The 24,358-nt window shown below is 67.9% G+C and carries 21 protein-coding genes; 11 read left to right on the top strand and 10 right to left on the bottom strand.

The window, feature by feature from the left end; all coding sequences use genetic code 11:
* Window positions 1-64: 64 nt before the first annotated feature.
* Complete coding sequence (locus ACF8ML_RS09435) at window positions 65-1,087, bottom strand: AraC family transcriptional regulator (RefSeq protein ID WP_392407025.1); 1,023 nt, start codon at window positions 1,085-1,087, stop codon at window positions 65-67.
* Between the two features lie 65 nt (window positions 1,088-1,152).
* On the opposite strand from ACF8ML_RS09435, the gene ACF8ML_RS09440 reads away from it, so the two are divergent.
* Window positions 1,153-2,427 carry an MFS transporter gene (locus ACF8ML_RS09440; protein ID WP_016452281.1) on the top strand — a complete coding sequence of 425 codons (1,275 nt, stop codon included), beginning with the start codon at window positions 1,153-1,155 and terminating at the stop codon, window positions 2,425-2,427.
* A 156-nt stretch (window positions 2,428-2,583) separates the two neighbouring features.
* Window positions 2,584-3,873, top strand: coding sequence for a M20/M25/M40 family metallo-hydrolase (locus ACF8ML_RS09445; RefSeq protein ID WP_012202000.1), 1,290 nt, complete (start codon window positions 2,584-2,586; stop codon window positions 3,871-3,873).
* A 187-nt stretch (window positions 3,874-4,060) separates the two neighbouring features.
* Here the strand turns inward: ACF8ML_RS09445 and ACF8ML_RS09450 are convergent, their stop codons facing one another.
* Both ACF8ML_RS09450 and ACF8ML_RS09455 read right to left on the bottom strand, forming a co-directional pair.
* Window positions 4,061-5,062: a Bug family tripartite tricarboxylate transporter substrate binding protein gene (locus tag ACF8ML_RS09450; protein WP_392407026.1), complete on the bottom strand. Its 1,002-nt coding sequence runs from the start codon at window positions 5,060-5,062 to the stop codon at window positions 4,061-4,063.
* A 71-nt stretch (window positions 5,063-5,133) separates the two neighbouring features.
* Window positions 5,134-6,342, bottom strand: coding sequence for a CaiB/BaiF CoA-transferase family protein (locus tag ACF8ML_RS09455; RefSeq protein ID WP_013799976.1), 1,209 nt, complete (start codon window positions 6,340-6,342; stop codon window positions 5,134-5,136).
* Window positions 6,343-6,468: 126 nt separating this feature from the next.
* Between ACF8ML_RS09455 and ACF8ML_RS09460 the strand changes: the two genes are divergently transcribed.
* The gene (locus ACF8ML_RS09460; protein WP_046987902.1) at window positions 6,469-7,374 is read left to right on the top strand and encodes a LysR family transcriptional regulator; all 906 of its coding nucleotides are present in this window, start codon (window positions 6,469-6,471) and stop codon (window positions 7,372-7,374) included.
* Here ACF8ML_RS09460 and ACF8ML_RS09465 read toward each other — a convergent pair.
* Window positions 7,364-8,788, bottom strand: coding sequence for an FAD-binding oxidoreductase (locus ACF8ML_RS09465; protein ID WP_013799978.1), 1,425 nt, complete (start codon window positions 8,786-8,788; stop codon window positions 7,364-7,366). The genes ACF8ML_RS09460 and ACF8ML_RS09465 overlap by 11 nt on opposite strands.
* 82 nt (window positions 8,789-8,870) lie before the next feature.
* Window positions 8,871-9,218, bottom strand: a complete 348-nt coding sequence (locus tag ACF8ML_RS09470) for an EF-hand domain-containing protein (protein WP_151020680.1) — start codon at window positions 9,216-9,218, stop codon at window positions 8,871-8,873.
* A gap of 179 nt (window positions 9,219-9,397) precedes the next feature.
* On the opposite strand from ACF8ML_RS09470, the gene ACF8ML_RS09475 reads away from it, so the two are divergent.
* The 4 genes from ACF8ML_RS09475 to ACF8ML_RS09490 all read left to right on the top strand — a co-directional run bounded on the left by ACF8ML_RS09475 (window position 9,398) and on the right by ACF8ML_RS09490 (window position 12,664).
* The gene (locus tag ACF8ML_RS09475) at window positions 9,398-9,970 is read left to right on the top strand and encodes a cob(I)yrinic acid a,c-diamide adenosyltransferase (RefSeq protein WP_017405705.1); all 573 of its coding nucleotides are present in this window, start codon (window positions 9,398-9,400) and stop codon (window positions 9,968-9,970) included.
* An 18-nt stretch (window positions 9,971-9,988) separates the two neighbouring features.
* Complete coding sequence (locus tag ACF8ML_RS09480; protein WP_016452275.1) at window positions 9,989-10,894, top strand: LysR substrate-binding domain-containing protein; 906 nt, start codon at window positions 9,989-9,991, stop codon at window positions 10,892-10,894.
* Between the two features lie 167 nt (window positions 10,895-11,061).
* On the top strand, window positions 11,062-11,994 hold the full coding sequence (locus ACF8ML_RS09485; protein WP_143044509.1) for a hypothetical protein: 933 nt from the start codon (window positions 11,062-11,064) through the stop codon (window positions 11,992-11,994).
* 46 nt (window positions 11,995-12,040) lie between these two features.
* A complete protein-coding gene (locus ACF8ML_RS09490) occupies window positions 12,041-12,664 on the top strand; it encodes a hypothetical protein (protein WP_392407027.1) in 624 nt (207 codons plus the stop codon).
* 19 nt (window positions 12,665-12,683) lie between these two features.
* On the opposite strand, the gene ACF8ML_RS09495 is transcribed toward ACF8ML_RS09490, so the two are convergent.
* Window positions 12,684-13,919 carry a D-amino acid dehydrogenase gene (locus ACF8ML_RS09495; RefSeq protein ID WP_074921164.1) on the bottom strand — a complete coding sequence of 412 codons (1,236 nt, stop codon included), beginning with the start codon at window positions 13,917-13,919 and terminating at the stop codon, window positions 12,684-12,686.
* A 222-nt stretch (window positions 13,920-14,141) separates the two neighbouring features.
* Here ACF8ML_RS09495 and ACF8ML_RS09500 point away from each other — a divergent pair, with 222 nt between their 5' ends.
* Both ACF8ML_RS09500 and ACF8ML_RS09505 read left to right on the top strand, forming a co-directional pair.
* The gene (locus tag ACF8ML_RS09500) at window positions 14,142-15,023 is read left to right on the top strand and encodes an amino acid ABC transporter substrate-binding protein (protein WP_016447309.1); all 882 of its coding nucleotides are present in this window, start codon (window positions 14,142-14,144) and stop codon (window positions 15,021-15,023) included.
* 14 nt (window positions 15,024-15,037) lie between these two features.
* Complete coding sequence (locus ACF8ML_RS09505; protein ID WP_047217605.1) at window positions 15,038-15,799, top strand: aspartate/glutamate racemase family protein; 762 nt, start codon at window positions 15,038-15,040, stop codon at window positions 15,797-15,799.
* Here ACF8ML_RS09505 and boxA read toward each other — a convergent pair.
* The 4 genes from boxA to ACF8ML_RS09525 all read right to left on the bottom strand — a co-directional run bounded on the left by boxA (window position 15,793) and on the right by ACF8ML_RS09525 (window position 21,389).
* The gene (boxA, locus tag ACF8ML_RS09510) at window positions 15,793-17,118 is read right to left on the bottom strand and encodes a benzoyl-CoA 2,3-epoxidase subunit BoxA (protein WP_392407028.1); all 1,326 of its coding nucleotides are present in this window, start codon (window positions 17,116-17,118) and stop codon (window positions 15,793-15,795) included. The two genes, ACF8ML_RS09505 and boxA, sit on opposite strands and share 7 nt — an antisense overlap.
* A 26-nt stretch (window positions 17,119-17,144) precedes the next feature.
* Entirely contained in the window at window positions 17,145-18,572 is a 1,428-nt protein-coding gene (gene boxB, locus ACF8ML_RS09515; RefSeq protein WP_392407029.1) for a benzoyl-CoA 2,3-epoxidase subunit BoxB, read from the bottom strand.
* A gap of 38 nt (window positions 18,573-18,610) precedes the next feature.
* Window positions 18,611-20,281 (bottom strand): 2,3-epoxybenzoyl-CoA dihydrolase, encoded by a 1,671-nt coding sequence (gene boxC, locus ACF8ML_RS09520; RefSeq protein WP_392407030.1) that lies wholly within the window; start codon window positions 20,279-20,281, stop codon window positions 18,611-18,613.
* Between the two features lie 193 nt (window positions 20,282-20,474).
* Entirely contained in the window at window positions 20,475-21,389 is a 915-nt protein-coding gene (locus tag ACF8ML_RS09525) for a helix-turn-helix transcriptional regulator (RefSeq protein ID WP_392407031.1), read from the bottom strand.
* 174 nt (window positions 21,390-21,563) lie between these two features.
* Between ACF8ML_RS09525 and ACF8ML_RS09530 the strand changes: the two genes are divergently transcribed.
* Together ACF8ML_RS09530 and ACF8ML_RS09535 are read left to right on the top strand one after the other, a co-directional pair.
* On the top strand, window positions 21,564-23,120 hold the full coding sequence (locus ACF8ML_RS09530) for a benzoate-CoA ligase family protein (protein ID WP_343740379.1): 1,557 nt from the start codon (window positions 21,564-21,566) through the stop codon (window positions 23,118-23,120).
* 58 nt (window positions 23,121-23,178) lie between these two features.
* The gene (locus ACF8ML_RS09535; RefSeq protein WP_013799988.1) at window positions 23,179-24,342 is read left to right on the top strand and encodes an ABC transporter substrate-binding protein; all 1,164 of its coding nucleotides are present in this window, start codon (window positions 23,179-23,181) and stop codon (window positions 24,340-24,342) included.
* Window positions 24,343-24,358: the final 16 nt, after the last annotated feature.

Below are 24,358 nucleotides of genomic sequence, written 5' to 3' on the forward strand. Positions count from 1 at the left end.
CATGGGCTGGCCTTAGGCAAACCCTATATCGGATCAGCTATCGCGAAGAGGCGATGGCTCCCTGTCATTCCCTGGTCGGCCGCGATACAGCGCCTGATCCGACCCTGTGGGCAGCGGAGCCGGCCTGCTGCCCGAAGAACCGTGCCGGAGGCATGCCCACCGTGCGGTGCACCATGGCGCTGAAGGCGCTGGGGCTGTATCCCAGCTCGGCCGCGATCTGCTGTATGGGAAGGCCGCGCGCGGCCAGGCTCAGGCCGTGGGCCAGCACCACTTGCTGGCGCCAGGTGGTGAAGCTGCAGCCCAGCTGCTGCTGGAACAGCCGGGCCACGGTGCGCGGGCTGGCGCCGGTGTCTGCCGCCCAGTCGGCCAGGCTCTCGTGCTGGGTGGGGTCGGCCACGACGGCCTCGCAGAGCATGCGCAGCCGTTTGTCCTGGGGCATGTTCACGCCAAGGTGGACTTCGCTGGCCCGGCGAAGCTCTTCCAGCAGCAGGGCGCTCAGATGGTGCTCGCGCTGCAGGGTGGCGGCGTCGGGTGCGGGCTGGTCATCGCTTTGCTTGGGCAGGGCCGTGATCAGCTCGCGCATCAGCGGCGAAACCTCCAGCACGCGGCAGCGTGCCCAGTCCTGCGGGTTGCAGGCCACGCCGCAGGACGGGAGGTCCGGCAGTACGGGGCCCTGGGCCGGATCGTCCTGCAGCACGTAGATGGAGACGAGATCGGCTTCCTCGACCATGGCCACGGCGTGGACCAGGCCGGGCGGAATCCACACGGCCTTGGAGGGTGGGGCGATCAGCGTGCCCTGGGGGGCCGACAGGTGCAGCACGCCGTCCAGCGAGATGGCGATCTGTGCCCAGCTGTGGCTGTGCGGTATGACGCGCGTGCGTGCCGACAGGCGATGCTGCTTGGCGCGCACGGGGCGCTGGGGCGTGGGCACGAACAGGTGCGGATGCAGGGCCTCCACCGGCTCCATCGGCCGGGCCCTGCGCACCGACCGCAGTGCGGCTGCGGGGCAGGCGCTGGGCAGGGTGTCGGCACAAGTGTCGGCAGGGGTGTGGGCAGGGGTGCCGGGCGTGGAGACAGGCTTTGGCATGTTTGCGACAGAAGTTGGCAGACTATCGCATACAAGACGAAACGCTGCTGCCTAAGATGCGGCCCATGACCGCCTCTTCCTCTTCCATGCCGGACGCCGTGGCGCCGGACCCGCTGCGCAGCGATGTGCGCACCATCGGCCTGATCGGCCTGGCGCATGGTTCCTCGCATTTCTTCCACCTGCTGCTGCCGCCGCTGTTTCCGTGGCTGATCGCCGAGTTCGGCTACAGCTATGCCGAGCTCAGCGTGATGGTGTCGCTGTTCTTCGTGGTCTCCGGCGTGGGACAGGCCATGGCCGGCTTTGCCGTGGACCGCTTCGGCGCGCGCCCCATTCTGTTTGCGGCGCTGGGCAGCTTCACCGTGGCGGGCGTGGTCGCCAGCCTGGCGCAGGGCTATGGAATGCTGCTGCTGGCGGCCTTCTTCGCGGGCCTGGGCAATGCGCCCTTCCACCCGGTGGACTTCACCATCCTCAACAAGCGCGTGTCGGCCAAGCGCATCGGCCATGCGTTCTCGGTGCACGGCCTGTCGGGCAATATCGGCTGGGCGCTGGCGCCGCTGTTCATGGCGGGCATCACCACGGCCACGGGCTCGTGGCGCCTGGCCTGCCTGTGCGGCGCGGCCCTGGCCGCCGTCATCCTCACCATCATGGTGCTCAACCGCGAAGCGCTGGACGACCGTGCGGCCGATGCCCAGGCCCCCGCGGCGCGCGCCGCTGCGGCCGCCGTGCCGCAGGAGCATCCCATGGCCTTCCTGAAGCTGCCCTCGGTCTGGCTGTGCTTCTCGTTCTTCTTCTGGAGCACCTGCGCGCTCAGCGCCATCCAGAGCTTTGCCAGCCCCGCCATGCAGTCCATGTACGGACTGCCGCTGAGCGTGACGGCGCTGATCGTCACGGGCTACATGCTCTGCGGCGCGGCAGGCATGCTGGCCGGCGGCTTCCTCGTGGGCCGCGTGCAGCGGCTGGAGAAGGTGATCTCCATCTGCATGCTGGGCTCGGGTGTTGCGCTGTTCCTGGTCGGCACGGGCTGGCTGCCGGCCATGGCGGCCGTGGCCGTGGCCTCCATCGCGGGCCTGGGCACGGGCCTGGCCGGTCCCTCGCGCGACATGCTGATCAAGCGCGCCGCGCCCCCCGGCGCCACGGGCCGCGTCTACGGCACGGTGTATTCGGGCCTGGACCTGGGCTTTTGCCTGGCCGCGCCGGTGTTCGGCTACATGCTGGACCATGGCATGAGCCACGGCGTGTTCTACGGATCGGCCATTGCCTTGGTGCTGAGCGTGGTGTCGGCCGTGGTCGTGGGCGATGGCGTGAGCCGGAAAAGCGGCATGGCGCTGAGCGCGGGCTGATACCGGGTCGCACTCCCCACAAGGCCCCGCAGGCCCAAGCTTGCGGGGCCTTTGCTTTGGGCGCAGAGATGGACAAAACAGGCACGCCAATTGCGTGCGCCCTGCGCGGCGCCTGCTATTGTGCAGGCACAACTTTTCAACACAGGAGACCTGTCCATGCGTTCCGCCTTCGCACCGCTTTCCCTCATGTTCCGCAGCGCCCCGCTGGCGCTGGCCCTTGCCATGGCCGGCCTGTCCGGCAGTGCCCTGGCTGCGCCCAAGGCCGACATCCAGGCGCTGGCGCAAAAGCACCAGCAGCCCTTGCTGGACACGCTGCGCGACCTGGTGCACATCGAGTCGGGCAGCAAGGACATGGAGGGCGTGGAGCAGATCGCCAACTACGTGGCCGGCAAGCTGCGCGAGCAGGGCGGCAAGGTCGAGATCCTGCAGCCCACCGACGTCTACCGGCTGGGTGACACGCCCGAGAAGATCGGCCCCATGGTGCATGCCGAGTTCAAGGGCAAGGGCACCAGCCGCATCATGCTGATCGCCCACATGGACACGGTCTACCTGCGCGGCATGCTCAAGGACCAGCCGTTTCGCATCGATGGCGAGCGCGCCTACGGCCTGGGCATTGCCGACGACAAGCAGGGCGTGGCCCTGATCCTGCACACCGTGGCCATGCTGCGCCAGCTGGGCTTCGACAACTACGGCACGCTGACCGTGCTGATGAACAGCGACGAGGAAATCAGCTCGCCCGGCGCGCGCAGCACCATCACGCGCATGGGCGCCGAGCAGGATGCGGTCTTCTCGTTCGAAGGCGGCGGCACCGACGGCGGCGTGCGCCTGGCCACCAGCGGCATCGGCGCGGCCTACCTCAAGGTCGAGGGCAAGGCCTCGCACGCGGGCGCCAAGCCCGAGGACGGCGTGAATGCGCTGTACGAGCTGTCGCACCAGCTGCTGCAGATGAAGGACCTGTCCAAGCCCGAGACCGGCCTCAAGCTCAACTGGACCGTGGCCAAGGCCGGCACCAACCGCAACGTCATTCCCGCCGAGGCCACGGCCCAGGCCGACGCCCGCGCGCTGCGCGTGGCCGACTTCACGGCGCTGGAGCAGGCCATGCAGGCCAAGGTGGGCCACAAGCTGCTGGACGCCAGCAAGGTGCAGCTCAAGTTCGAAGTGCGCCGCCCGCCGCTGGAGGCCAACGAGGCCTCGCGCAGCCTGGCCAAACAGGCGCAGACCATCTACAGCGATGAGCTGGGCCTGAAGATGAGCGTGATGGAAAAGGCCACGGGCGGCGGCACCGACGCGGCGTTTGCGGCGCTCAAGGCCAAGGGTGCGGTCATCGAGGGCTTTGGCCTGAGCGGCTACGGCGCGCACTCCAATGATGCGGAGTATGTGCAGCTGAACACCATCGTGCCGCGCCTGTACCTGGCCACGCGCATGATCATGGATCTGTCGAAGTAGCCCCGCGCTCCCCTGCTTCGCATGGTCCGCTGCCCCTGGCCGTGCGTCCCCCGAGGGGGCCGCGTTTCGCCTTGGGGCGGCCCGGTGGTGAAACCTGGCGCACTCTGCGGATGACGGGGTCAAAAAGCAAAAAAGGGCATGCCTTGCGGCATGCCCTGAAGGCGCATCGTGGGGCGCTCTGTGTTCTTTACTGCGAAGAGATGTTCTTGTCCTTGGCGATCTTGCTCCAGCGCGTGAAGTCGGCATTCAGGCGCGCCTTCATGGCCGCGCCGTCCTGGTAGGTGGCGATGGCGCCGGCGGCCAGCATCTTCTTTTGCAGCTCGGGCTCGGCCAGGATGAGCTTGAGCTCCTGGTTCAGGCGCTGGACCACGGCCGGCGGCGTGTTCAGCGGGGCGATCAGGCCGCCCCAGGTGTCGGCGTCGAAGCCGGGGAAGCCCTGCTCGGCCACCGACTTCACGTTCGGCAGCAGCTGCTTGGCCTTTTGCGAGCTGACGGCAATGGCGCGCAGCTTGCCCGCCTGGATGTGGGGCAGGGCGGCGACCACGTCGGCGAACATCACGGCGATCTGGCCGCCGATCAGGTCGGTCACGGCCGGCGCGCTGCCGCGGTAGGGCACGTGCTGCATGTCGAAGCCGCCCAGGTCCTTGAGCTGCTCCATGGACAGGTGGCCGAAGCTGCCCGTGCCCGAGCTGGTGTAGTTCAGCGCGGGCTTGGCCTTCCTGGCATGCTCGATCAGCTGCTGCAGGTTGGTCACGTCCGGCAGCTCGCGCGGGTTGATGACGATGGCCATGGGCAGGTCATAGACCGTGGCCACGGGCAGGAAGTCCTTGCGCACGTCGTACAGGTTGTTGTTGAACAGCATGGGCGCCAGCAGCGCGGGCATGCCGAACATGGACAGCGAGTAGCCGTCGGGCTGCGACTTGATGAAGGCCGCCGTGCCCACCGAGCCCGAGGCGCCGGGGCGGTTGTCGATGACGATGGTCTGGCCCAGGCGCTCGGTCAGGCGCTGGGCGACGATGCGCGCGGCCGTGTCGGTGGGGCCGCCGGGCGGGAAGGCCACGGTCAGCTTGATCAGCTTGTCGGGCCACTGGCTTTGTGCGCGTGCGGCGGGGGCCAGCGTGGCGATGGCGGTGGCGCAGGCGGCGGAAAGGATCTGGCGGCGCGAGGCCTGGATGGGGGTGGAAGTCATATGTCTCCTCAAGCGGGAAGGGGTGGAAATGAGAGCCGTGGAGCGGTCTGGGTGGGAACGTCTGCGCGCTCTCAGATGATGTTTTTGGCGCGCAGTGCGGCGCGGGCCTGTTCGTCCAGGCCCAGGCGCTGCTGCAGCACCTCGTCGGTGTGTTCGCCCTGGTGCGGCGGCGGGCGGCGCACGGGCAGGCGCTGGCCGTCCAGCGCATAGGGCGGGGCCAGCACGGACTGGCTGCCGGCCTCGCTGTCCTCGAAGCGGTGCAGCAGGCCGGCGTCGGCCGTGCGCTGCGAGTTCAGGGCCTCGAACAGGCCCAGCACCTCGCCGCAGGGAATCTGCGCGGCCGTCAGGCATTCGAGCAGTTGGGCGCGCGTGAAGCGCAGCAGCTCGGCCTGCACCAGCGGCATCAGCAGATCGCGGTTTGCCGAGCGTGCGGTATTGGTGGCAAAGCGTTCGTCGGCGGCCCACTCGGGCTTGGCGATGACGTCGGTGCAAAAGCGCTGGAACTGGCCGTTGTTGCCCACGGTGATGACCAGCGGGCCGTCGGCCGCCTCGAACACGCCGTAGGGCACGATGGACGGATGGGCGTTGCCGAACTTGGGCGGGTCGCCTGCCTTGAGCAGGGCCTCCATGCCGTAGTAGCTGGTGATCATCAGGCCGCAGTCGTACAGGGCCATCTGCACATGGCGGCCGCGCCCGCTGCGCTCGCGCTCGTAGAGCGCGGCCAGGATGGCCTGGGCCGAGTACATGCCCGTGAACATGTCCACGGCGGCCACGCCGAACTTCAGCGGACCCTGGCCCTGCTCGCCGTTCATGGCCATGATGCCGGACTCGCCCTGCACCACCAGGTCGTAGCCGGGCCGCGTGGCCTCGGGGCCGCTGCGCGAGTAGCCCGAGATGGAGCAGTACACCAGGCGCGGGTTCAGCTGCGACAGCTGCTCGTAGCCCAGCCCCAGCTTCTCGGCGCCGCCGACCTTGAAGTTCTGTATGACCACATCGCTGTCGGCCGCCAGCTCGCGTGCGATGCGCAGGCCCTCTTCGGCCTGCAGGTCCAGCGTGACCGAGCGCTTGTTGCGGTTGGCGCTGTTGAAGTAGGAGGTGTTGCGCTGGCCCACGCGCACGCCCCAGTCGCGCGTGTCGTCGCCGCGGCCCGGGTGCTCGACCTTGACGACATCGGCGCCCAGGTCGGCCAGCGCCATGGCGCACATGGGGCCGGCCAGCACGCGCGAAAGATCCAGGACGCGCACGCCGTCCAGCGGCAGGGAAGAGGGGAGAGCACTCATGCGAAACCTTGTCGAACCACGAAAACCGCAACGAGCCAGAGCCCGGGCAGGCCCGCATTCTTCATTCGTTTATGGACTTTGACAATCGTGCTAAAAAATGGACATTGTGTGTACTGAGGTTTGACAATGGATCTGGGCGGACTGTCCCTGCTGGTGGACATCATCGAAGCCGGCAACCTGAGCCGCGCCGCAGTGCGCCTGGGCATGAGCCGTGCCAACGTCAGCCACCGGCTCAACCAGTTCGAGCGCCAGATCGGCCAGCAGCTGCTGCGCCGCACCACGCGCCAGGTCGAACCCACCGAGCTGGGCCTGCGCCTGTACGCGCATGGACGGGCGATACGCCAGGAGGTCATGGCGGCGGCCGAGTCGGTGGACAGCCTGGGCCAGAGCCTGCAGGGCACCGTGCGGCTGAGCGTGCCCAGCGGCTACGGCCAGCTGCAGATGTCGGGCTGGCTGACGGAGTTCATGCGCATGCACCCGGGCATCACGCTGGAGGTGATCTTCGACAACGACATCGAGGACCTGATGCAGGGCGCCGTGGACTTCGCCGTGCGCGTGATGACCGAGCCGCCCGAAAGCCTGGTGGCCTGCAAGCTCGGCGATGTGCTCTACGAGGCCTGCGCCACGCCGCAGTTCCTGGCGCAGCATGGCCATCCCGACTCGCTGCTGGCGCTCAAGCGCGTGCCGCTGATCACCTCGGCGCTCACGGGCCAGAAGCTGCGCACGGCCGGCATGAACGGCGCCCGACCCACCGAGCTGCGCATACGCCCTCGCCTGATGTCGCCCAACTTCCATTTCCTGCGCGATGCCGTGCTGCAGGGCCTGGGCGTGGCCGTGGTGCCGCGCTACATGGTGGCGGCCGAACTGGCCAGCGGCGCGCTTGAGCGCCTGCCGCTGCCGCCGGGCAGCCTGGACTTTCTGGCCACGCGCCAATACCTGCTGTACATGCCGTCCCACTACCAGACGCGGGCCATCACCACGCTGATCGACTTCCTGCGCGAGAAAGCCGAGGCGGAGGGACTCAGAGGCTGAAGATTTTCCCGGGATTCAGAATGTTCTTCGGGTCCAGCGCCTGCTTGATGGAGCGCATCATCTGCACCGCGCCGTCGCCGGCTTCCTCGCGCAGGAAGTCCATCTTGTGGATGCCCACGCCATGCTCGCCCGTGCAGGTGCCGCCCAGCGCGATGGAGCGCGACACCAGCTGGTGGTTGAGCTGCTCGGCGCGCGAGCGCTCGTCCTCGTTGTCCGGGTCGATCAGGTAGCCGAAGTGGAAGTTGCCGTCGCCCACGTGGCCGACGAGGAAGTAGGGAATGCCGCTGTCATCGGCCTCGCGCACCGAGTCCAGCAGCGCATCGGCCAGGCGGCTGATGGGCACGCAGGCGTCGGTGGTGATGCAGCGGCAGCCGGGGCGGCTGGAGACGGCTGCGAAATAGGCGTTGTGGCGGGCCGTGAACAATCGCGTGCGGTCCTCGGGACGCTCGGCCCATTCGAAGGCGTTGCCGCCGAACTCGCCCGCAATGTCCTGCACCATCTCGGCCTGCTCCTTCACGCCCGTGGGCGAGCCGTGGAACTCCATCAGCAGCATGGGCTCCTCGCGCAGCGTGAGCTTGCTGTAGGCATTGACCATGCGCACCGAGTTCACGTCCACCAGCTCCACGCGGGCAATCGGCACGCCCATCTGGATGGTCTGGATCACCGTGCGCACGGCGGCCTCGATGCTGGGGAAGGAGCAGATGGCCGCGCTCACGGCCTCGGGCAGCGGGTACAGGCGCACCGTGATCTCGGTGACCACGCCCAGCGTGCCCTCGCTGCCCACGATCAGGCGCGTGAGGTCGTAGCCCGCGCTGCTTTTCTTGGCGCGCGTGCCGGTGCGCATCAGCTCACCGCTGGCCGTGACCAGTTCCAGCGCCAGCACGTTCTCGCGCATGGTGCCGTAGCGCACGGCATTGGTGCCGCTGGCGCGCGTGGCGGTCATGCCGCCGATGGAGGCATCGGCGCCGGGATCGATGGGAAAGAAGAAGCCCGTGTCCTTGATGGCATCGTTGAGCTGCTTGCGCGTGATGCCGGGCTGCACGGTGACCGTCAGGTCCTCGGTGTTGACCGAGAGAATGCGGTTCATGCGGCTCAGGTCCAGGCTGATGCCGCCCTCGACGGCCAGCAGATGGCCTTCGAGCGAGGAGCCCGCGCCGTAGGGGATGACCGGCACGGCATGCTGGTCGGCCAGCTTCAGCGCGTCCTGCACGTCCTGCGTGCTTTCGGCAAAGACCACGGCCGCGGGCGGGGGCGCCTGGATGGCGCCCTCGTCGCGGCCGTGCTGTTCGCGCACCGCCAAAGCCGTGGAGCACTGGGCGCCGAAACGCTGGGCCAGGGCTTGGAGGAAGGCTTCGGGAATGGGGCGCTGAGCGAAGTCAGGCTGCAGGCGGACGGGGGCGACAGGGGCGTTCATCGGTGTTCTCCAGGGGGAACCGGAAAGAATACCACCGGCCCTGTCGCCCAACCGTGTAGGTCAGCCGCCAGGCATCCGGGTGTCAGCGCGGCTGGACAGCCTTGCTGAATTCATCGCGCGACAGCGATCCGTTCTTGTCGGCATCGATCTGGGCGAAATTGCTGCTCACGGCGGGCAGGGCCTCGGCCTCCTTCTTGCTCAGCTTGCCGTCCCGGTTGGTGTCGGCGCGGTCGAATGCGGCTTGCACCTCGTTGGCGGGGGCGCTTGGGCTGGTTGCTGCAGGCCCAGGTGCAGCCCTGACGCCTGTCGCGGGACCATTGCCCGGACCCAATTCCTGCGCCATGGCAGCAACGCTGCCCAGCGAAATGGCCGCGAACAACATCACGCTGCGGATTTCAAAACCGGAGACTTTGCGCAGTTGAGAGGTCATGTGTCGAACTCCTTGTCGAACGTGGAACATGACTGCATTCCACCTGCTGCAGCGCAGCAGGGCCAGCACTTTTGCCGGCTGTTGCCTGCTACAACATTTGCGTGCCGGCTGTAACGCACAATCAGGTGATGGGCCGTCACGGGTCCTGTTTTTCACCCCGCATCGCCAAGGAGAACCCCATGGGCAACCGTTTGACACAGATCGCCACGCGCACCGGAGACGACGGCAGCACGGGCCTGGGCGACAACACGCGCGTCTCCAAGAACAGCGGCCGCCCGCACGCCATGGGCGATGTGGACGAGCTCAATTCCCACATCGGCCTGCTGCTGTGCGAGGCCCTGCCCGACGACGTGCGCGAGCTGCTGGTCGATGTGCAGCACCAGCTGTTCAACCTCGGCGGCGAGCTGTCCATTCCCGGCTATGAACTGCTCAAGGACGACGCCCTGCTGCAGCTCGATGAAGCGCTGGCCCACTACAACGCGCAGCTGCCCCGGCTGCAGGAATTCATCCTGCCGGCCGGCAGCCGCGCAGCGGCCCAGGCCCATGTCTGCCGCACCGTGGCGCGCCGTGCCGAGCGCATGGTGGTGGCGCTGGAGCAGGGCGAGGCCATGCGGCCCGCGCCGCGCCAATACCTGAACCGCCTGTCCGACCTGCTGTTCGTGCTGGCACGCGTGCTCAACCGCATGGATGGCGGCGACGACGTGTACTGGAAAAGCGAGCGGCTGGCGCGCGCGCAGTCCGCTCAAGAGTGACCGTGCTGAGGACGGCCCATGCGCCTGCGCCACATCGAGGTCTTCAATGCCGTCATGCAGACCGGCAGCGTCAGCGCTGCCGCACGGCTGATCAACATCACCCAGCCGGCCGTCAGCCGCACCCTGCAGCACGCGGAGCTGCAGCTGGGCTTTGCGCTGTTCCAGCGCGCACGCGGGCGGCTCACGCCCACCAATGAGGCGCTGGCGCTGTTCCCCCACATCGAGAAGCTGTTCGAGCAGCTCGACGAGGTCCAGCGTCTGGCCGACAACCTGCGCCATGGCCGGGCAGCGGACCGGCTCACCGTGCTCACCGTCTTCGCGCTCAGCCGCGAGGTGCTGCCGCGCGCCGTGGCCGGCTTTCGGCGCCGCCACCCGCAGGTGCAGGTCCATGTGCAGGCGCTGCACACGCCCCAGGTGGTCTCGGCCCTGCTGCTGCAGGAGGCCGACGTGGGCTTCGTCATCAGCTCCGTGGGCCAGCCCGCGCTGGAGCATGAGCTGCTGGCCGAGGTGGACATGTTCTGCGTGCTGCCCAAGGGCCTGCTGCCGCCCTCGCGCGTGCGCGAAGAGGGGATGGAGCTCAAGGACCTGGCCGAGCTGCCCGTGGTCGCTCTCGATGCGCGCGACCCGCTGGGCATGCGCCTGGGCCAGGCCTGCCGCGAGCACGGCGTGGGCCTGTCGCCCGTGGTCACCGTGCAGACCTACCACGCGGCCCTGTCCATGGCCGAGTACGGCCTGGGCGCCGCCATCATGGACGGCTGCACCGCCCTGGCCGCCGACCGCCGCAAGGTCCATGTCGTCCCCCTGCTGCCGCGCATCACGGTGGGTGTGAATGCCCTGAGCCTGCCCCAGCGGCCGGGGTCGGTGCTGGCGCGGGCAATGACCGAGGAAATGCGCAAGGCCTTGCGCGAGTTGCTGGCTGGTTGAGACCGCTCATACAAGCATGCCTGCTGGACTGCGGCTGATGCGCCGTGGTCATTGGCACGATCGATTGTCAAATTCAACTGAATTCTCATGATCGATTGATTTGCTAATGAGAATTATTCACAATCATTACCCGGGATCTGACAACTGCATCGTCATGAAGGAGGGTCATGAGAAATTCAGGAGCTTTGCGTCCGCGCTGGCAGGTCGTTGCCTGGGCATGTGCTGCTCTTGCCTTTGCCGGTGGGCTGGCGCTCATCTTTTTTGCCGAACCAGCGTCTGAGGTCAGGCATGCACAGGTGAGCGCAACCAAGCCACCTGCGCAAGCTTCCGAGCCTGCTGCGCCAGCACCTGAAACTCCCGCTCCACCGGCGATCGCTTCCGTACCGGCGCCCGTGCCGGTGGCGCCCCCCACGGCACCTAGAGCCAAGGCGTTTCCTGCCGTTGTCGTGGATGCATCGGCGGAGATTCTGTACAACCGGCTTGCCAGCAGCGAGGTCACGCTGGACCAGGCCGGCGAAGTCGCCAAACTCCACAAGGCATTGGAGCCTTGCTGGATGGCGTCCCTCTATGAGCGCATGGCGCTGCTGGTTCCGCCGGATTCCGACCCCAAGGGGCACGCAATGGCGCAACGGCTGGCCCGGGAGCAGAGGGCCAGTGCGCGCCCTGGCTGCGGACAACTCCCGATGGACGCATACACAAGGGCCGATGAGTGGACTGCCCGGCTCGCGGTGCAGGGAGATCCTCAGAGCATGATGGACTATGGCGGAGCCTACTGGACCCGGGGTCTGGAGCATGCGAGAACGGATCCAGAGCGCCTCGCCGAGTATCGGCGCACCACCCTGATATACCTCAACGCCTTGATCGACCAAGGCTATGTCGATGCGCTGATCTCGATGGCCTCCATCAGAAGTAACCCCACATGGGGGGAGCCGCAGCCTGCCGAGGTGTGGGCATATGTCTATGCCGACGCCAAGGCCAAAGGCAATGTGTCATCGCAAGCAAACCTGCTTCAGAGCATCGACCAACGAGTGCCGCCTGAGGGCCGTCAACGCGCGAGGGATATGGCCCAGGAGTTGCTGAGGAGATGCTGTGGTGGCTAGCCAAATAACTTCGTTGTCACCGCGCCTGCCCCAAACGTGGCGCTCTGTGATCATCATCGCGCTTGCCGCGTTACTCATCGCAGCGAGTTGGCGTGGCGTCTCCGACACCCAGGAAGATCCGCGCGGGTGGAACAACACCGAGATTGCTCGATTCATCCTGGAGACGGTCAACTCGTCCTTGTCGATTGGACGGTGGAAGCCCGGAGATACAGTGACCATCTGTCAAGCAGGATCCAGTAGATGCATTTTGGTGGCCTACATCAATCCGATGTCTCACGATGCCTGGGCCAAAGCAAAAAATGTCGATTCACGCAATCAACCTCCCGATGTCTCGCTATGGGAGCGCTTGATCAAGTGGATTCTGGGTCGAGGAGGTATGCCTCCAACAGGTTCCTTGGAGACCCTCATCGCTGATTGGGGCGAAGTGCCACCCGGGACGGTCACGGTCGAACCACTCCGGCCTGATGACACGCTGACAAAGTGCACTGGTTGCCATGGTTCGGATTGGCAGCAAATAGCCCAGCGGCCGACATGGGAGCCGTTGCGACGTGTGGAGGCCAGCGGTTGGCTTGCCTTGATTGGCGCCGCAGCCATGTCGGTGGATGCTCGACTTGGCTGGTCCAAGGACGACTGGCAACTCGTACGGAGATTGAGCGGCGACATGACATAGGTGGCTGCGGGACCGGGTCCTACAGATCGCCCGCCTCCATCTGCCCCACCAGCCTCTGCGCCGAACCGAACGCCAGCGTCAGCCCCAGCGCGCCGTGCCCCGTCTGCAGCCACAGGTTGCGCGGACCGCCGCGCTGGCGGCCGGTGAGGGGCAGGCCGGTGGGTGTGGCGGGGCGCATGCCGGTCCAGGGGTGGAGGTCGCCGTCCAGCGGCAGGTCGGCGAAGACCTCCTGCGTGGAGCGGCGCAGGCTGGCGATGCGGCGCGGGTCGGTGCCTGTGTCGTGGCCCACGATTTCCACCATGCCGGCCACGCGCAGGCGTTCGCCGATGCGTGCGAAGACGACCTTGCGTGCGGTGTCGGTGACGCTGACCCGGGGCGCGGCGTGCGGCAGCTGCGCGGCGGCATCGGCGGTGATGCTGTAGCCCTTGAGCGGATAGACGGGAATGCGCAGGCCCAGCTGGCGCGCGTGGACCGCGCTTTCCCAGCCGCTGGCCAGCACGTAGTGGTCGGCGCGCAGCGGCAGCGGGCCTGCGGCGGTGCGCAGGCCGGTGATGGCGTCGCCCTCGCGCTCGAAGCCCTGCAGCTCCACGCCGTAGCGCAGTTCGGCGCCGCGTGCGGTGAGCCGGGCGGCCAGTTGCTCGCACAGCAGGCGGCAGTCGGCTGCGGCCTCGCTGGGCGTGTGCACGGCGCCTGCAATACGTTGCGCGTAGCGGGCGAGCGCGGGTTCGATGCGCGCCACTTCGGCGGCGTTGACGATGCGCTGCGGCGCGCCGCCCAGGCCCGCCTGCAGTGCCACCTGCTGCGCGGCGGCATCCAGCGCCTGCTGGGTGGGGTAGAGCACCAGCTTGCCCGGCGTGTGCAGGTCGCAGGCCAGTGCTTCGTCGGCCTGGAGCGACTCGAAGGCCTGGCGGCTTTCGGCGGCCAGGGCCAGCAGGGCGCGCGTGCCTTCGGCCGAGGCATGGGCATTGCAGGCGCCCAGAAAGCGCAGTCCCCAGGCCCATTGCGCGGGGTCGGCGCGCAGGCGGAAGGCCAGCGGCGAATCCTTTTGCAGCAGCAGGCGGGGCAGCATCTTCCAGATGCCGGGATCGGCCAGCGGCTGCACGTAGGAATAGCTCAGCTGCGCGCCATTGCCGCCGCTGGCGCCCTGGGCGGGGCCCGGTGCGCGGTCCAGCACGGTGATGCGGTGGCCGGCCTGCCGCAGCGCCCAGGCCGTTGCCAGGCCGACGATGCCGGCGCCCACGATGCAGACATGCATTGATCGTTTCTCCATGCATCCGCACTGTAGGCCGCACGCGGCGGGCCGGGCCATGGCATTTGGCACACGGGCCATGCACACAGGTTATGGCCGGGGGCTGCTGCTCAGGGCAGGGCGACAGCCCATAACCGGCGGGCATGGACCGGCCCGATATTGTCATTCCGCAAAGGCCGCCGCCCTTCCTACACTGGCCGCACATCCACCAAAGACGAGGAGACAAGCATGCAACTTCACACCACCGCGCTGTGCGCGGCCCTGGCCCTGGGAGGCCTGGCTGCGGCCCATGCCGACACGCTGGCCAAGGTGCGCGACAGCGGCCGCATCACGCTGGCCTACCGCGAGTCCTCCGTGCCCTTCAGCTACCTGGACAACGGCAAGCCCATCGGCATGACGGTGGAGATGTCCCAGGCCGTGGCCGAGGCCGTGAAGAAGGCGGTGAACCGGCCCGATCTCAAGGTGCAGTGGCAGGCCGTGACCTCGCAGAACCGCATGCCGCTGCTGGCCAACGGCACCATCGACCTGGAATGCGGATCGACCACCAACAACACGGTGCGCGGCAAGGAGGTGGCCTTTGCCATCAACCATTTCTACACGGGCACGCGGCTGTTGGTGAAGAAGAGTTCGGGCATCAAAAACTACGCCGACCTCAAGGACAAGACCGTGGCCATCACCACGGGAACCACCAACCTGCAGGTGCTGCGCAAGGCCAATGCCGACAAGGCCTGGGGCATGAACATCGTCATGGCCAAGGACCATGCGGACGGCTTCCTGCTGGTGGAGAACGACCGCGCCGCGGCCTTCGGCATGGACGACATCCTGCTCTTCGGCCTGATCCCCACGGCCAAGAACCCCGGGGACTTCGAGGTGGTGGCCGACTCGCTGCAGGTCGAGCCCTATGCCTGCATGCTGCGCAAGGACGATGCCCAGTTCAAGCAGCTGGTCGATGGCGTGATCGGCGACATGATGAAGTCAGGCGCGTTCGCCAGGCTGTATGACAAGTGGTTCATGCAGCCCATTGCCCCGAGGAACGTGGCCCTGGGCCTGCCGATGAGCGAGCAGTTGCAGAAAAACCTGCAGGACCTCAGCGACAAACCTGCTTTTTGATTTCGGATCGCAGCATGCAGCAGCAGCTTCAGCCCCCGCGCGCGGTGGGCATTCTCGGGGGCATGGGCCCGGCCGCAGGCGCGGATTTCGTGCGCCTGTTCGTGCAGGCCTGCACGGCGCACCTGCAGCAGCAGGGCCTGCCCGTGCATGACCAGGCCTATCCCGAGCACTGGCTGGTGCAGCTGCCCATGCCCGACCGCAGCGCGGCGCTGCGCGCGGACCCGCAGTCGCCCACGGGGCCGGCCCAGCACCTGCTGCAGGGCGTGGGCCGCATGGCGGCGCTGGGCGTGCGCAGCGTGGCCCTGGCCTGCAACACGGCCCATGCCTGGCATGGGCAGCTGCAGGCGCTGTTTCCGCAGCTGCATGTGCTGCACATCGCGCGCCAGGCCGCCCTGCACCTGCAGGCCGGCGGCGCGCAACAGGCTATCGTGCTGGCCACGCAGGGCACCTATGACAGCGGCCTGTACGACGCGGCGCTGGCCGAGTGCGGCATCACCGCGCTGCAGCCCGATGCGCAGGGCCGCGCGCGGCTCATGCAGGGCATCTACGACGGCGTCAAGCAGGGCGACATGGACCTGGCCGCGCGCTGCTTCGGCGAGGTGCTGGCCCCGCTGCTGCAGCGCCATGGCGATGTGCCCGTGATCATGGGCTGCACCGAGATCCCGCTGGCCCTGCCGCAGTCGCCGCTGGCGCGCGGTGCCGAGCTGGTGGACCCTGCCTGGATACTGGCCCAGGCCCTGGCCGGCGATGCGTATGGGCCTGTGGCGGTTCAATAAGTCTCCAGATGCAGTCGGCCTTCGCGCTTGAGGCGCGCGCCGACCTGTTCCCAGTCCAGCCCGGCTTGCTGCGCCACGTCGCGCAGTGCCAGCACCACGCCTTCCTCCATGCTCTTGAGCCCGCAGACGTAGAAGTGCGCGTTGTCGTCGCGCAGCAGGGCCGCCAGGTCGGCCGCACGTTCGCGCAGCAGATCCTGCACGTAGCGCCGGGGCTGGCCGGCCACGCGCGAGAAGGCCAGGTTGTTGTCGATGAAGTCGCGCGGCAGGCTTTGCAGCGGGCCGAAGTAGGGCAGCTCCTGCGGCGTGCGTGCGCCGAAGAACAGCATGAGCTTGCCGCCCTCGAACCTGCCGCTCTTGCGCAGCCGCCTGCGCCATTCGGTCATGGCGCGCATGGGGGCGCTGCCCGTGCCCGTGCAGATCATCACGATGTGCGAGCGGGGATGGTTGGGCATCAGGAACGACTGGCCGAACGGGCCTATGACCTGGACCCTGTCGCCGATGCGTGCGTCGCACAGGTAGTTGCTGGCCACGCCGCGCACGGGGCGGCCCTGGTGGTCCTGGGTGACGCGTTTCACGGTCAGCGCCAGGTTGTTGTAGCCGGGCCGCTCGCCATTGCGCGCACTGGCCACCGAGTACTGGCGCGCCACATGCGGGCGGCCCTGGGCGTCGGTGCCGGGTGCGATGACGGCGATGGACTGGCCTTCGAGCACGGGGAACGGCTGGCTGCCGAAGTCCAGCACGATGTGGTGGGTCTCGCTGTCGAAGCCCGCCTCCGTGCAGTTGAGGTTGCCGACCACGGTGGCCGTGACGGGGCTCCTGGGGCCATGCAGGTTGGTGTACGGATGGGCGGCCGACCAGGGCGGCACGGTGGCGCCGTAGCTGGCGCTGCGCAACACCTGGGTATCGGCCTGGTCATCGGGCCGGGCCGCATCCGCACCGCGCGTGGCGGCCGCCGCGATCACGGCCTGGCTCAGGTCCTCGGCGGCAGGCGCGCCCCCTGTGTCCTGTGCCTGGGCCCGTGCCTGGACCAGCGCCTCAGGCGGCAGCTCCTCGGGCAGCTCGTCCCAGAGCAACTGCTCGGCCACGGGATAGGCGCTCGCCAGCGGCACCTTGCGCCAGTTGTCGATGGCGCCCGTGGGGCAGGGCGAGACGCAGTCCATGCAGCCGTTGCACTGCTCGGCCTGTACCACGTAGTTGCGGTCATCGTGCGTGATGGCGCCCACGGGGCAGGTGGCCTCGCAGGTGTTGCAGCGAATGCAGATCTCCGGGTCGATCAGGTGCTGGGTGAGGATGCCGTGTTCTACCAAGGCGACTGTCATGGGCGACTCCCTGCTGGCGCGGCGCTTCAGTTGAAGCGCACGTATTCGAAATCCACGGGCTGGCGGTTGATGCCCATGACCGGCGGCGCGATCCAGCCCGCGAACTGGCCCGGCTCCACGCAGCGGCCCATGAGCGAGGCGACGAAGGCGCGGTCGGCGTCCGAGGCCAGCCATTCGTCCTCGCGCATGCGCCATTCCTGCTCGCTGACCACGCGGCCGTCGGGGCTCATGCGCACGCCCGCCAGCGCGCCGATCTGGCGGTTGAAGGCCTTGTGCGGCACGGTGAGGCGGAAATCGATGCCGGCCTTTTCCATGACCTTGTTCCAGCGGCCCACGCCCGCGTTGGAGTCCTTGATGTAGTCGTCGCGCAGCACCTCGTTGAGCGCGTTGAGCATGGGCACTTCCTTTTCCTGCAGCCTGCCGTCCACCACTTCCAGCACCTTGTAGTGCTGGTCGTGCAGGCGGTGGTCGTCCGCGCGCTTGCCTTCCTCGTAGCGGCCCTTGAGGCCGCTGCTGTAGAAGGTGGCGGCATTGCTGGACTGGTCGGCGCCGAACAGGTCGATGGTCACGCTGTAGTGGAAGTTCAGGTAGCGCTGCAGCGTGGGCAGGTCGATCACGCCGGCCGCGCGCAGGCGGCCCACGTCGTCGGTGCGCAGCTCGTTCATGACCTGGCAGGTGCGCTGCAGCACGCGCGAGACGCCGGACTCGCCCACGAACATGTGGTGGGCCTCCTCGGTCAGCATGAATTTGGTGGTGCGCGCCAGCGGGTCGAAGGCGCTTTCGGCCAGCGCGGCCAGCTGGAACTTGCCGTCGCGGTCGGTGAAGTAGGTGAACATGAAGAAGGACAGCCAGTCGGGCGTCTTCTCGTTGAAGGCGCCCAGGATGCGCGGGTTGTTCTCGTCGCCGGACTGGCGTTCCAGCAGGGCCTCGGCCTCCTCGCGGCCGTCGCGGCCGAAGTGCTTGTGCAGCAGGTAGACCATGGCCCACAGGTGGCGGCCTTCCTCCACGTTGACCTGGAACAGGTTGCGCAGGTCGTACATGGACGGCGCGGTCAGGCCCAGGTGGCGCTGCTGCTCCACCGAGGCGGGCTCGGTATCGCCCTGGGTGACGATGATGCGGCGCAGGTTGGCGCGGTGCTCGCCGGGCACGTCCTGCCAGGCCTTCTCGCCCGCGTGGTCGCCGAAGTGCACCTTGCGGTCGGCCTCGGCCGGGTTCAGGAAGATGCCCCAGCGGTAGTCGCGCATCTTCACGTGGCCGAACTGGGCCCAGCCCTGCGGGTCCACGCTGATGGCGGTGCGCAGGTAGACGTCGTAGTCGGTGGAGCCTTCGGGGCCCACGTCGCCCCACCAGTTCAGGAAGTTGGGCTGCCAGCTCTCCAGCGCGCGCTGCAGGGTGCGGTCTTCGCCGAGGTTGACGTTGTTGGGGATCTTCTCGCTGTAGTTGATGGCGCTCATGGTGGGGTCTCCGTGGATGTTTCGGGGCGTGCCTGCGGTCAGACGCGGTTGAAGTCGAAGCCGGCCTTCTGGCCCGTGCCGTAGAGCTTGAGAGCGCCCTTGTCGCCCACGGCATTGGGGCGGTTGAAGATCCAGTTCTGCCAGGCCGACAGGCGCCCGAAAATGCGCGTGACCATGTTCTCGCGGCTGGCAAAGCGCAGGTTGGCCTCCAGGCCCGTGAGCGCATCGGGCGACATGGCAGCGCGCTCTTCCATGGCGATGCGGATCTCGTCGTCCCAGTCGATGTCGTCGGGCGCGGCCGTGACCAGGCCCAGGGCCAGGGCCTGGTCGCCGTCCAGCGCGCGGCCCGTGGCGGCGCGCGCGGCCTCCAGCGGCGCGGCTTCCTCGTAGAAGCGGCGCTGCAGGCGCGACTGGTCGTTGACCAGGGGCAGCAGGCCGAAATTGAATTCGTCCAGCTGGATGCGCGGGGCGCGCTCGGTGTCATCGGGCAGCACCAGCATGTAGGCGCGGTCGGCCGCGAAGGCCAGCTCGGCCAGCATGCCCACGAAGCAGGAGCCGGGCTCGATCAGCGCGAACAGCGTGCGCGAGGACACATCGAGCCGCGCAAAGCTGCGGCGCAGCAGGCCCAGCGTCTCGCGCGCCAGCCAGTGGTCCTGGTGGGCCAGCAGGGCTGCGTCTGCGGCCAGCACGGCGGCGGCATCGCCTTCGGTCTTGAGCAGCCAGGTGCCCACGTCCAGCTCGTTGGTGCGCAGGTGCAGGATGGCGTCGTCCAGCTCGCGGCCCATGGCCAGCGGCCACCAGGCGTCGCCGGCCTGCTTGATGGCTTCGAGGGTGGCGGGCTGCGGGCCTTGCCCAAGCGTGGGCGCCTTCACGGTCAGCGTGGCGCTGCGGCGCGCGCGGTCGATCTGCACGCTGACATGGCGGTAGTGCAGCGCGTCGTCCGTGGCCTCGCGTTCCAGGCGCTTGAGCGTGATGCCCTGCGCATTGGCGGGGCGCGTGCTGCCCTCGGCCAGGCGCTGCGCGCGCTCGGCCACCACGGCCTCGAACTGCGCGGGCTTGGCCACGGCATCCACCAGGCGCCAGTCCACCGCGCGCTGGCCGCGCACGCCTTCGACGCTGGTGCAGAAGATGTCGGCCAGGTCATGGCGCACATGACGCTTGTCGGTCACGCGCGTGAGGCCGCCCGTGCCGGGCAGCACGCCCAGCAGCGGCACCTCGGGCAGGGAGACGGAGGAGGAGCGGTCGTCGATCAGCACGATGTCGTCGCAGGCCAGGGCCAGCTCGTAGCCGCCGCCCGCGCAGGCGCCGTTGACGGCGGCCAGGAACTTCAGGCCCGAGTGGCGCGAACTGTCCTCGATGCCGTTGCGCGTCTCGTTCGTGAACTTGCAGAAGTTCACCTTCCAGGCATGGCTGGACACGCCCAGCATGAAGATGTTGGCGCCCGAGCAGAAGATGCGGTCGCGCCCGCTGGTGACGATGACGGTGCGCACCTGCGGATGCTCGAAGCGGATGCGGTTGAGCGCGTCGTGCAGCTCGATGTCCACGCCCAGGTCGTAGCTGTTGAGCTTGAGCTTGTAGCCGGGCCGTATGCCGCCGTCCTCGGCGATGTTCAGCTGCATGCGGGCGATGGCGCCCTCGACGGTGAACGACCAGTGGCGGTACTGGGCGGGCTCGGTGCGGTAATCGACAGTGGGGCTGGACGGGTGCATGGACGGCCTCTTGGATGAAAAATAGTGCAGTCGCAGATACGGTGCAGGCACAATTATGCAGATTCATCCAAAAAATGCACGCAACAACACGCACGATAATGCGTGTTTTGTTGATATCCAGGGTAAACCCCAGCAGTGCAGGCGAAAAAAATCCAGGCCTGGGGCCTGGATGCCGTGGGTTGCTGCCGCCGTCTCAGCGTGCGGGCAGGAACAGTGCCTTCAACTGGTCGAAGCTCTGCTCCAGCGTCTGGCCGCTGGTATCCACCACGTGGTCGGCCTTGGCGTAGAAGCCGGCGCGGCCTTCGAGGATGCTGCGCAGATCGTCCATGGCCTCGGGATTGGCGGCCATGGGGCGGGTGTCGCCCTGGGCCACGACGCGGGCCATGTGCTCCTCGGGCTGGGCCTTGAGCCAGACCGTGGTGCAGTGCGACAGCAGCTCGTTGAAGGTGGCCGGGTCGGAGACGATGCCGCCCGGCGTGGCGATGACCACGTCGCTGTAGATCTGCACGGCTTCCTCCAGCGCGCGGCGCTCGTAGCGGCGGTAGGCGTTGGCACCGTACAGGTCGTGGATGGCGCGCACGCTGCAGCCCGCAATGCGCTCGATTTCCTGGTTGAGTTCGAGGAAGGGCACGCCCAGCTGCTCGGCCAGCATGCGGCCCAGCGTGGACTTGCCTGCGCCGCGCAGGCCGACCAGGGCGATGCGCGTGTGGCGCTGGCGGTCGCTGGGCGCCGTGCCCAGCAGCTCGCCTGCGGCCAGGCGCACGCGGCGCAGGTCCTCTTCATCGCGGCCTTCCAGCAGTTCGCGGATCAGCAGCCATTCGGCGCTGGTGGTGGTCACGTCGCCCAGCAGCTCGGCCATGGAACATTGCAGGGCCTGTGCAATATGGTGCAGGACCAGCACCGACACATTGCCCGTGCCGTATTCGAGGTTGGCCAGGTGGCGCTCCGAGACATCGGCCGCCGCCGCCAGGGCGCGCCGCGTCATGCCCCGGCGCGAGCGCAGGCTGCGCACACGCTCGCCCAGCGCCTGCAGCACCTGGTTCCTGGGGGCTTCTGAGAGGGAATCCGCCGCCCCGGCGGACTGGGCTGCCGTCTCGAACTGGTCCATAGAGTTTCCTTGAAGAGGGCGTGAATGATAAACAGTCGGGGTTAACACCAGTCATGCAATATAGTGCTTGACGCTCGATGGCGTTCTAACTATCTTTCCGGTACACGCACAATATTGCATGTTGCGCGGAAGATCACAAGTCGGGCCGGATGCCCGATGTCGAAGGAGACCCCGATGATCGACTTCACCCAGCCCTTCAATTTCGCCGCGCACCTGTTCGCGCTCAATGAGGGGCGGCCCGGCAAGATCGCCTACATCGACGACCACGGCACGCTGAGCTACGGCCAGCTGCAGCAGCAGGCGCGGCGCATGGCCAGCGGCCTGCTGGCGGCGGGCATCCACCGCGAGGAGCGCGTGCTGCTGCTCATGCACGACCGCCATGAATGGGCGGTGGCCTTTCTGGGCGCGCTGTATGCGGGCGTGGTGCCGGTGGCGGTGAACACCTTGCTCACGGCCGACGACTACGCCTACATGCTGGGCCACAGCCGCGCCCAGGCCGTGCTGACCTGCGATGCGCTGCTGCCCCTGCTGCGCCAGGCGCTGGACCGGGCGCCCAACGAGGTGCGCCATGTCTGGGTGGCCGGCGACGAAGCGGCGGCGCGCGCCGCAGGCTTTGCGCCGCTGCAGCCCTGGCTGGCGGCGCAGCCGCCGCTGCCCGCACCGGCACCCACGCTGGGCGATGACCCGGGCTTCTGGCTGTATTCCTCGGGCTCCACGGGCAAGCCCAAGGGCGCGGTCCACACGCATGCCAATCCGTACTGGACGGCCGAACTCTATGGCGGCCCGGTGCTGGGCCTGGGCGAGGGCGACATCTGCTTTTCCGCCGCCAAGCTCTACTTCGCCTACGGCCTGGGCAATGCCCTGAGCTTTCCGCTGAGCGTGGGCGCCACCGTGCTGCTGATGGCCGAGCGGCCCACGCCCGAGGCCACCTTCGCGCGCTGGGTGCAGCACCGGCCCACGGTGTTCTTCGGCGCGCCCACGGGCTTTGCGGGCATGCTGGCCTCGCCCCTGCTGCCCGCGCGCGAGCAGGTCAGCCTGCGCATGTGCTCCTCGGCCGGCGAGGCGCTGCCGGCCGAGATCGCCCAGCGCTTCAAGGCGCATTTCGGCGCCGACATCGTGGACGGCATCGGCTCCACCGAGATGCTGCACATCTTCCTGTCCAACCGGCCCGGCGACATCCGCTACGGCACCACGGGCAAGCCCGTGGACGGCTATCGCGTGGAGCTGCGCGGCGAGGACGGCCGCCCCGTGGCCGATGGCGAGGTGGGCGACCTGTTCATCCAGGGCCCCAGCGCCGCCCTCATGTACTGGGGCAACCGCGACAAGACGCGCGAGACCTTCCAGGGCGGCTGGCTCAAGAGCGGCGACAAGTACGTGCGCGACGCCGATGGCTACTACACCTATGCCGGGCGCAGCGACGACATGCTCAAGGTCAGCGGCATCTATGTCTCGCCCTTCGAGGTCGAGGCCACGCTGATGCAGCACCCGGCCGTGCTGGAGGCCGCCGTGATCGGCAAGACCGACGCCGACGGCCTGCTCAAGACCAAGTCCTTCGTCGTGCTCAAGGACGGCTGCAGCGCCACCGAGGCTGAACTCAAGGCCTTCGTGAAGCAGCGCCTGGCCGCCTACAAGTACCCGCGCTTCATCGAATTCGTGGACGAACTTCCCAAGACCGCCACCGGAAAGATCCAGCGTTTCCGCCTGCGTGAACGCGAAGCCAGCGTCGGCTGAACGGCCCCTTCCGATTCCCCTGACAGAAGCAAGACCCATCGACCACAAGGAGACACGCATGAACACCGATCGCAAACACTGGGCCGTCCTCGCCCTGACGGCCTCCCTGTCCTGCGGCGCATATGCGCAGGACAGGATCAAGGTCGGCTTCATGCTTCCCTACAGCGGCACCTATGCGGCACTGGGCTCGGCCATAGAGAACGGCTTTCGCATGTTCGTGAATGAGCAGGGCGGCAGGCTGGGCGGGCGCGAGATCGAGTTCTTCAAGGTCGATGACGAGTCCGATCCGGCCAAGGCCACGGACAACGTCAACCGCCTGATCAAGCGCGACAAGGTCGATGTGCTGGTGGGCACCGTGCATTCGGGCGTGGCCATGGCCATGGCGCGCGCGGCCAAGGAAAGCGGCACCGTGCTCATCGTGCCCAATGCGGGCGCCGATGCGGTCACGGGCGCCATGTGCGCGCCCAACATCTTCCGCTCGTCCTTCTCCAACTGGCAGTCCTCCTATCCCATGGGCGTGGTGGCGGCCAGGCAGGAGGGCAGGAAAACCGCCATGACCATCACCTGGAAATATGCGGCCGGCGAGGAGATGACCAATGCCTTCAAGGAAGGCTTCGAGAAGGAGGGCGGCAAGGTCAGCAAGCAGCTCACCGTGCCCTTTCCCAACGTGGAGTTCCAGGCCCTGCTGACCGAGATCGCGGCCGCCAGGCCCGATGCGGTGTTTGCCTTCTTCGCGGGCGCGGGCGCCGTCAAGTTCGTCAAGGACTACCACGCGGCCGGCCTGCACAAGACCATCCCGCTGTACGGCTCGGGCTTTCTGACCGACGGCACGCTGGAGGCCCAGGGCGAGGCCGCCCAGGGCGTGCTGACCACGCTGCACTACGCCGACGAGCTGGGCACGGAGCGCGACCGGCGCTTTCGCTCCGCCTATGCCCAGGCCTACAAGCTGATGCCCGATGTGTATGCCGTGCAGGGCTACGACGCCGCCCAGATGCTGGGCGTGGGCCTGAAGGCGGCGGGCGGCGACATCGCGAAGAAGGCCGAGTTCCGCCAGGCCATCGAGAAGGCCACCATCCCCAGCCCGCGCGGTGACTTCACCATCAGCAAGTCGCACAACCCCGTGCAGGACATGTACCTGCGCAAGGTCGTGGGCAAGGAGAACCAGCGCATGGGCGTGGCCATCAAGGCCCTGGGCGATACCGGCCGCGGCTGCCGCATGTGAGGCGCGGGGCGCACTC

The organism is Delftia sp. WSY_10, from assembly GCF_043104705.1.
Lineage (GTDB): Bacteria > Pseudomonadota > Gammaproteobacteria > Burkholderiales > Burkholderiaceae_C > Comamonas > Comamonas tsuruhatensis.